The organism is Streptomyces sp. NPDC058000 (genome assembly GCF_042886435.1).
GTDB lineage: Bacteria > Actinomycetota > Actinomycetes > Streptomycetales > Streptomycetaceae > Streptomyces.
This window is the reverse complement of record NZ_JBHVQS010000038.1, coordinates 1-6,150: the sequence shown is the minus strand read 5'-3', so window position 1 is coordinate 6,150 and position 6,150 is coordinate 1. Positions and strand designations below refer to the sequence as shown.

The following is a 6,150-nucleotide window of genomic DNA, read 5'->3' as shown; positions in this document are numbered from 1 at the left end:
TGCGTCGGGCGCCGGGCCCGCTCGGTGGTGGGTATAACCGGGGGTCGGGCGGGGCGCCGGCGGCGCCAAATGGGCTTTTCCCTTTTTCGTGCGCGGCCGTAGGGGTTGGGGTCGCGGGGGGCCCACTCCGGTCGGCGCCCGGCGTTGTCCACAGGGTGTGGACAGTCGGGGCGGGCGGCGCCGTGCGTCAGCCGCCCGGCGTCACCAGCCGCGCCTCGTAGGCGAAGACCGCCGCCTGGGTGCGGTCGCGCAGCCCCAGCTTCACCAGGATCCGGCTGACGTGGGTCTTCACCGTCGATTCGGCGACGACGAGATGGGCGGCGATCTCACCGTTGGACAGGCCCTGGGCCACCAGCACCAGGACCTCGGTCTCCCGTTCCGTCAGGTCGCCGATCCGCTCCTGGGCCGGGGCACGCGGCGAGCCCAGCCGGGAGAACTCGTTGATCAGGCGCTTGGTGACGGTGGGGGCGAGCAGCGCCTCACCGGCGGCGACGATCCGTACGCCCTCGGCGAGCTGGCCGGCCGAGGCGTCCTTGAGCAGGAAGCCGCTGGCCCCGGCCCGCAGCGCCTGGTAGACGTACTCGTCCAGGTCGAAGGTGGTCAGCACCAGCACCTTGGCGTCCGCGTCGGCGGCGACGATCTCGCGGGTCGCCTCCAGGCCGTTCATCTCCGGCATCCGGATGTCCATCAGGACCACGTCCGGCTTGAGGAGCGCGACCTTCTGCACCGCCTGCCGGCCGTCGACGGCCTCCCCGACGACCTCGATGTCCGGCATGGCGTTGAGCAGTACGGAGAAGCCCTCGCGGACCATCACCTGGTCGTCGACGATCAATACCCGGATCATGCTGCACTCCCGCCCCGCGCGGTGTCCCCCGCTGTGTTCGCCACCGGGAGGAAGGCCGCGACCTCGAAGCCGCCGTCCGCGGTGTGGTCGGCCGTCATCTCGCCACCGAGCATCTGCACCCGCTCCCGCATGCCGAGCAGCCCGTGGCCGGCGCCCGGCGACGGCTTGGCGAGCCGGCTCGGGGGACCGTTGACGATCCGCAGACCGATCCCGCCCAGGACGTAGGAGACCTCCACCCGGGCGTCCGCACCCGGCGAGTGCCGCAGCGCGTTGCTCAGCGCCTCCTGCACGATCCGGTACGCGGACAGTTCCACGCCCTGCGGCAGCGGCCGGACGGATCCGGTGACCACCGACTCGACGGCCAGCCCGGCGCCCCGGACGCTCTCCATGAGCGCATCGAGGCTGGCCAGGGTCGGCTGCGGGGCCTCCGGGTCGCGTTCGGCGAAGGCGTCCGGGTCCTCGGAGCGGACCACGCCGAGGATGCGGCGGAGTTCGGTGAGCGCCGCGACGGCGTTCTCCCGGATGGTGGCGAAGGACTTGGCGAGCTCGGGCGGCGGATCGGCGACCCGGTAGGGCGCCGCCTCGGCCTGGATAGCGATCACTGACATATGGTGCGCCACCACGTCGTGCAGTTCCCGGGCGATCAGCGCGCGCTCCTCCAGCAGGGTGCGGCGGGACCGCTCCTCGGCGGTGGCGCTGCGGGTCACCACGACCTGCCGGCGCTCCTCCCGCCAGGCCCGGACCGCGGCGGCGGAGACCAGCAGGACCCCGGAGAAGAACGCCACCGGCGGCATATCGCCCAGCGCACCACGCCCGACGAGCACCGACAGCACCGACCCCAGCCCGAAGGTGACCACCCACATCTCCACCGCCAGCCGCGGTCGGGTGCGCAGCACCACCAGCGTCATCACGATGAGGTGGACGGCGAAGGCACTGCTCCAGACATTGGCGTACGGCGAGAAGAACCGGGCGCCGACCGACTCCACGGCGAACGCCAGCAGCGACAGCCAGAAGGCGCCCACCGGCCGGAAGAGGACGAGCACCGGCGGCACCGCCATCAGCAGCGCGAGCATGATGTCGACCATCTGACGCACCGAGCTGGCGCCGTAACCGGGGGCGGCGGACCCCAGGAAGACGCAGGCCGAGAGGAAGGCGACGGCGCTGTGGGGGAGCCAGCGGGTCAGCCGCCTGGCCCGGCCGGGCAGCCACGGCAGCCACCGGGCGAGCTTGGCGTCGTCCAACGGTGGCAGCGGGCGGAAGGCGAAGGCACCGACGAACAGGTCCTGGCGCAGGGTGTGCAACGCGCCGTGGACTATCCGCGCCTCCGAGCGCAGGTGGCCCTGCGTCTGGGTCGTCTCGTTCACGCACACCACGGTAAGCAGCGAAGGCCCCTCGGGGCGTCCTCACCGAAGCGGATCTGCCGGCGTCCGTCTCAAGTACTACGCGGTGCGGTGGGCCGCGTACCGGGCGGTTCCTCGGGCGCCGGCCCGCCGCCCCGCAGCAGCCCCAGCAGGGTGCGGAACGCTCCGGTGCCGGGCGTCAGGGCGGCGTAATGCCCGGTGCCGGGCAGTTCGCGCAGCGCGGTGGCGGCGGGATGGGCGGCGGCGTAGCGGCGGGAGAGGTCCGGCGGGACGTCGGGGTCGTCGGTGCCGTGCAGGAGGGTGACGGGGATCCCGGCGGGCGGCTGGTGGACCGGGTCGGCGGCGGCCAGCCGGCCGGCGAAACCGGGCCCGGTGCCGAGCAGCTCGCCGACCGCGCCGTCGCTGAGGCCCAGCTCGTGGGCGCGCGCCAGGTCGGCGACCGGGGCCACCGCGATGACCCGGGTCACCGGCGTGCCGGGGCGGGCGGCGGCGAGCAGCGCGAGGTGGCCGCCCGCCGAGTGCCCGACGAGCACGACCTCGCGGGGCGGGGCGGCCGGAACCGCCCCGGCGCCGGCCGCCGCTTCGATGGCCGCCGGGACGTCCTGGAACGTCTGTGGCGCGCCGCCACCCGCACCGACCCGGCGGTATTCGGCGAGCGCGACCGGCAGGCCGTGCCGCGCCAGCTCCGCCGCGCACGGCGAGAGGTGGCGCCGGTCGTACGCGGCCCGCCAGAACCCGCCGTGCAGCAGGACGACGAGGGGCCCGGTCCCCGGCCACCGCCCGTACAGGTCCACGACCTGGTCCGGGTGCGGGCCGTAGGGGACCGTCCGGTCCGGCGCCACCGGGGCGAGCCCCAGCAGCGCCGCCTCCTCGTCCGCCGCGCTCACCCGGTGGCGCCGTCCGCCGCGGCTCCCGCGCCCGGCTCCGCCGCGGTCTCCCGCTCCGTCCCGGCCGACACCGAGTCCGAGGCCGGCGCCGCCGCGGCCCGCTCCCGCAGGACCTCGCCGAGCACCCACGCCGCCCGCTCCGCGTCCGCGAAGGTGGTGTACAGCGGGGTGAAGCCGAAGCGCAGCACATCGGGATGGCGGAAGTCGCCGACCACTCCGCGCCGGATCAGCTCCGCCATGACCGTGCCGGCCAGGGGGGTACCGCCCGGCTCGACCGCGGGGGCGACCTTGGACGAACACGCCAACGACACCTGGCTGCCGCGCCGCCGGTGCTCGTCCGGGGTGACCGAGCGGACCCACCCGGGCGGCGCGTACGCGGCCACGCACTCCAGGAAGAAGTCGGTCAGCGCCAGGCTCTTGGCGCGCACGTCCTCGATGGCGACGCCCTCCCACGCCTCCAAAGCCGCCTCCAGGGCCACCATCGAGAGGATGTCGGGGGTGCCGACGCGGCCGCGCAGGACGCCGTCGGCCGGGGCGTAGCCGGGGTCCATACCGAACGGGTCGGCGTGCGAGTTCCAACCGGGCAGCGGAGACTCGAACCGCTCCTGGAGGCTCTCGCGGAGGTAGAGGTACGCGGGCGAACCCGGGCCGCCGTTGAGGTACTTGTAGGTGCAGCCCACCGCGAGGTCCACCCCGCAGGCGTCCAGCGCGACCGGCAGCGCCCCGGCACTGTGGCACAGGTCCCAGACCGCCAGCGCGCCCGCGCTGTGCAGCGCGGCGGTGATCTGGGCCATGTCGTTGAGCTCGCCGGTGCGGTAGTCGACATGGTTGACCAGGGCCAGCGCGGTCCGCTCGGTGACCTCGTCGGCGATCCGCGCGGGCTCGACCGGCCGGACCGCGAGGCCGGCCATCCGGGCCGCGGAGCGGGCGATGTAGCCGTCGGTGGGGAAGGTCGTGGCGTCGACCAGGATCTCCGTACAGCCCTTCCCGGCCATCCGGATGCCTCCGGTCACCGCCTTGAAGACGTTGACGCTGGTGGAGTCGCCGACCACGACCTGGCCCGGGGCCGCCCCGATGAGCGGGGCGATCTTCTCGCCGATCCGCTCGGGCGCGGTCCACCAGCCGGCTTCGGTCCAGGAGCGGATGCGCAGCTCGCCCCACTCGTGGTTGATCACCTCGGCGATCCGGTCGGGCACCGACCGGGGCAGCGCGCCGAGCGAGTTGCCGTCGAGGTAGACGGTGTCGTCGAGGACGAACCGGTCACGGGTCGTGGCGAGCGGGCCGACCGCGTCCAGTTCCGCGGCGCGGGCGGCGTACTTGCGCGCCCCGGCAGCGGTGGGGCCGGGGCCCTGCGGGGTTTCGCGGCTCTCAGACATGGCTTCGCGCCGTCCACAGCTCGGGGAAGACGTTCTTGCGGGCCCGCTTCTCCAACCAGGCGACTCCCGCTGATCCGCCGGTACCCATTTTCGCTCCCATCGCCCGCCGGGTCGCCACCAGATGGTCGTTGCGCCAGCGCCAGACCAGTTCCGCGACATCGGTCAACAGCTCACCGAGCCGCACGAGTTCGGAATCCTGCGGGCCGGTGAAGACGGTGGCCCAGACCTCCTCGACGGCCGAGTCCGGTTCGTGCCGCTGCGTCGGGTCGCGCCGCAGGACGGCCTCCGGTATCGGAAGGCCGCGGCGGGCCAGCAGCCGCAGCACCTCGTCGTACAGGCTCGGTTCGTGCAGCGCCTTCTCCAGCACGGCGTGGTCCTCCGGATTGCCGCGGTGCGGCACCAGCATCGACGCGGACTTCTCGCCGAGCAGGAACTCCAACCGCCGGTACATCGCGGACTGGAAGCCGCTGCCCTCACCGAGCGCGCTGCGGTAGGCGTTGAACTGTGCCGGCGTCAGCCGGGCGAGCGGCTTCCACGCGGCGTTAAGCGCCTCCAGCTCCCACGTGGAACGGCGCAGGGCGTCCATCGCCACCGGCAGGTCGTCCCGGCGCAGCGCCTCGGCGGCGGTGTGCCACTCGTGGACGATGACGGTGAACCACAGCTCCATCACCTGGGTGGTGACCAGGAAGACCATCTCGCCCGGGTCGTCGGACTGGAGCTGCTGGAGGTGGGTGAGGACGCTCGCGCGGACGTAGTCCTCGTACGGGGTGGTGGTGCCGGCGCCGATGCTCAGATCAGGACCGAACGGCGGGTCCGCCTCGGCGGCCACGCTGTCCGGCACGGGGGCGCGATCCGCGGAATGGGTGGGAGACGGCTGCGACATGAGGGACTCCTCAGGTGCGAACTACCGGGTAGCGGTCCGCTCCTTCCTTGTCGGCTCGGGAGCCCCGGTCCCCTCGGGCGCGGGATGACCCGGCCCACTGAAATCATCCGTGCTGCGCCACGACCGCGCAAGGGCCGGCCGCGATCTTGCGGCCGGCCCTCGCGCCCGCCCCGGGAGACCGGGGCGGGCCGTCGCGGCGGCTCAGGTGAGCGTGTCGGCCGCGGTCGGCGAGGAGTCACGGAGGAAGGTCGAGCAGCGCTCGTACTCCTCCTGCTCGCCGATCGCCTGGGCGGCGCGGGCGAGGGCGTGCAGGGCGCGCAGGAAGCCGCGGTTGGGCTCGTGCTCGAACGGCACCGGGCCGTGGCCCTTCCAGCCGGCCCGGCGCAGCGCGTCCAGGCCGCGGTGGTAACCGGTGCGGGCGTAGGCGTAGGACTCCACGACCCGGCCGGCCTCGAAGGCGTCGTCGGCGAGCTGGGCCCAGGCCAGGGAGGAGACCGGGTACTTCGCGGCGACGTCGGTCGGCGCGGTGCCCGAGGCGAGCAGCGCACGGGGCTCCGGGTCGTCGGGCAGGTGGGTCGGGGGCGGTCCCCCGAGCAGGTTCTCGTGAATGGGCATGTGACCAGTCTGCCCGTTCGCTGCGCTTGGCTGCGTTTCCACGTTGTCGGGCTTCCCGCCGTGGGGGTTGCTGTTCTTGCGCCTGCGGCGCGTTGCCGCTGCGCGGGGCTGGTCGGCTGCGGTGCCGGGTCTGTGGGGTGGGGGGGTGGGGGGGGTGGGGGGGCGCGGGGGGGGGGGGCCCCGC

At 74.1% G+C, this 6,150-nt stretch carries 6 protein-coding genes; all 6 read right to left on the bottom strand.

All coding sequences use genetic code 11. The features are described from left to right. Positions 1-187 precede the first annotated feature (187 nt). The 6 genes from ACFVT2_RS29005 to ACFVT2_RS28980 all read right to left on the bottom strand — a co-directional run bounded on the left by ACFVT2_RS29005 (position 188) and on the right by ACFVT2_RS28980 (position 5,966). A complete protein-coding gene (locus tag ACFVT2_RS29005; protein ID WP_100600593.1) occupies positions 188-844 on the bottom strand; it encodes a response regulator transcription factor in 657 nt (218 codons plus the stop codon). Next, positions 841-2,214 carry a sensor histidine kinase gene (locus tag ACFVT2_RS29000; protein WP_390022654.1) on the bottom strand — a complete coding sequence of 458 codons (1,374 nt, stop codon included), beginning with the start codon at positions 2,212-2,214 and terminating at the stop codon, positions 841-843. The genes ACFVT2_RS29005 and ACFVT2_RS29000 overlap by 4 nt, the downstream gene beginning before the upstream one ends. Before the next feature lie 62 nt (positions 2,215-2,276). After that, positions 2,277-3,092 carry an alpha/beta hydrolase family protein gene (locus ACFVT2_RS28995; protein ID WP_390022574.1) on the bottom strand — a complete coding sequence of 272 codons (816 nt, stop codon included), beginning with the start codon at positions 3,090-3,092 and terminating at the stop codon, positions 2,277-2,279. Further along, positions 3,089-4,468 (bottom strand): kynureninase, encoded by a 1,380-nt coding sequence (kynU, locus tag ACFVT2_RS28990; protein WP_390022573.1) that lies wholly within the window; start codon positions 4,466-4,468, stop codon positions 3,089-3,091. Before kynU ends, ACFVT2_RS28995 begins: the two co-directional genes overlap by 4 nt. Beyond that, on the bottom strand, positions 4,461-5,351 hold the full coding sequence (locus ACFVT2_RS28985) for a tryptophan 2,3-dioxygenase family protein (RefSeq protein ID WP_390022572.1): 891 nt from the start codon (positions 5,349-5,351) through the stop codon (positions 4,461-4,463). Before ACFVT2_RS28985 ends, kynU begins: the two co-directional genes overlap by 8 nt. A 201-nt stretch (positions 5,352-5,552) precedes the next feature. Further along, complete coding sequence (locus ACFVT2_RS28980) at positions 5,553-5,966, bottom strand: DUF3151 domain-containing protein (protein ID WP_390022570.1); 414 nt, start codon at positions 5,964-5,966, stop codon at positions 5,553-5,555. Positions 5,967-6,150 lie beyond the last annotated feature (184 nt).

What these genes read in the sequence shown, in the direction of transcription:
- ACFVT2_RS29005 (WP_100600593.1), bottom strand. Translation starts at nt 844, where the DNA reads ATGATCCGGGTATTGATCGTCGACGACCAGGTGATGGTCCGCGAGGGC.
- kynU (WP_390022573.1), bottom strand. Translation starts at nt 4,468, where the DNA reads ATGTCTGAGAGCCGCGAAACCCCGCAGGGCCCCGGCCCCACCGCTGCC.
- ACFVT2_RS28985 (WP_390022572.1), bottom strand. Translation starts at nt 5,351, where the DNA reads ATGTCGCAGCCGTCTCCCACCCATTCCGCGGATCGCGCCCCCGTGCCG.
- ACFVT2_RS28980 (WP_390022570.1), bottom strand. Translation starts at nt 5,966, where the DNA reads ATGCCCATTCACGAGAACCTGCTCGGGGGACCGCCCCCGACCCACCTG.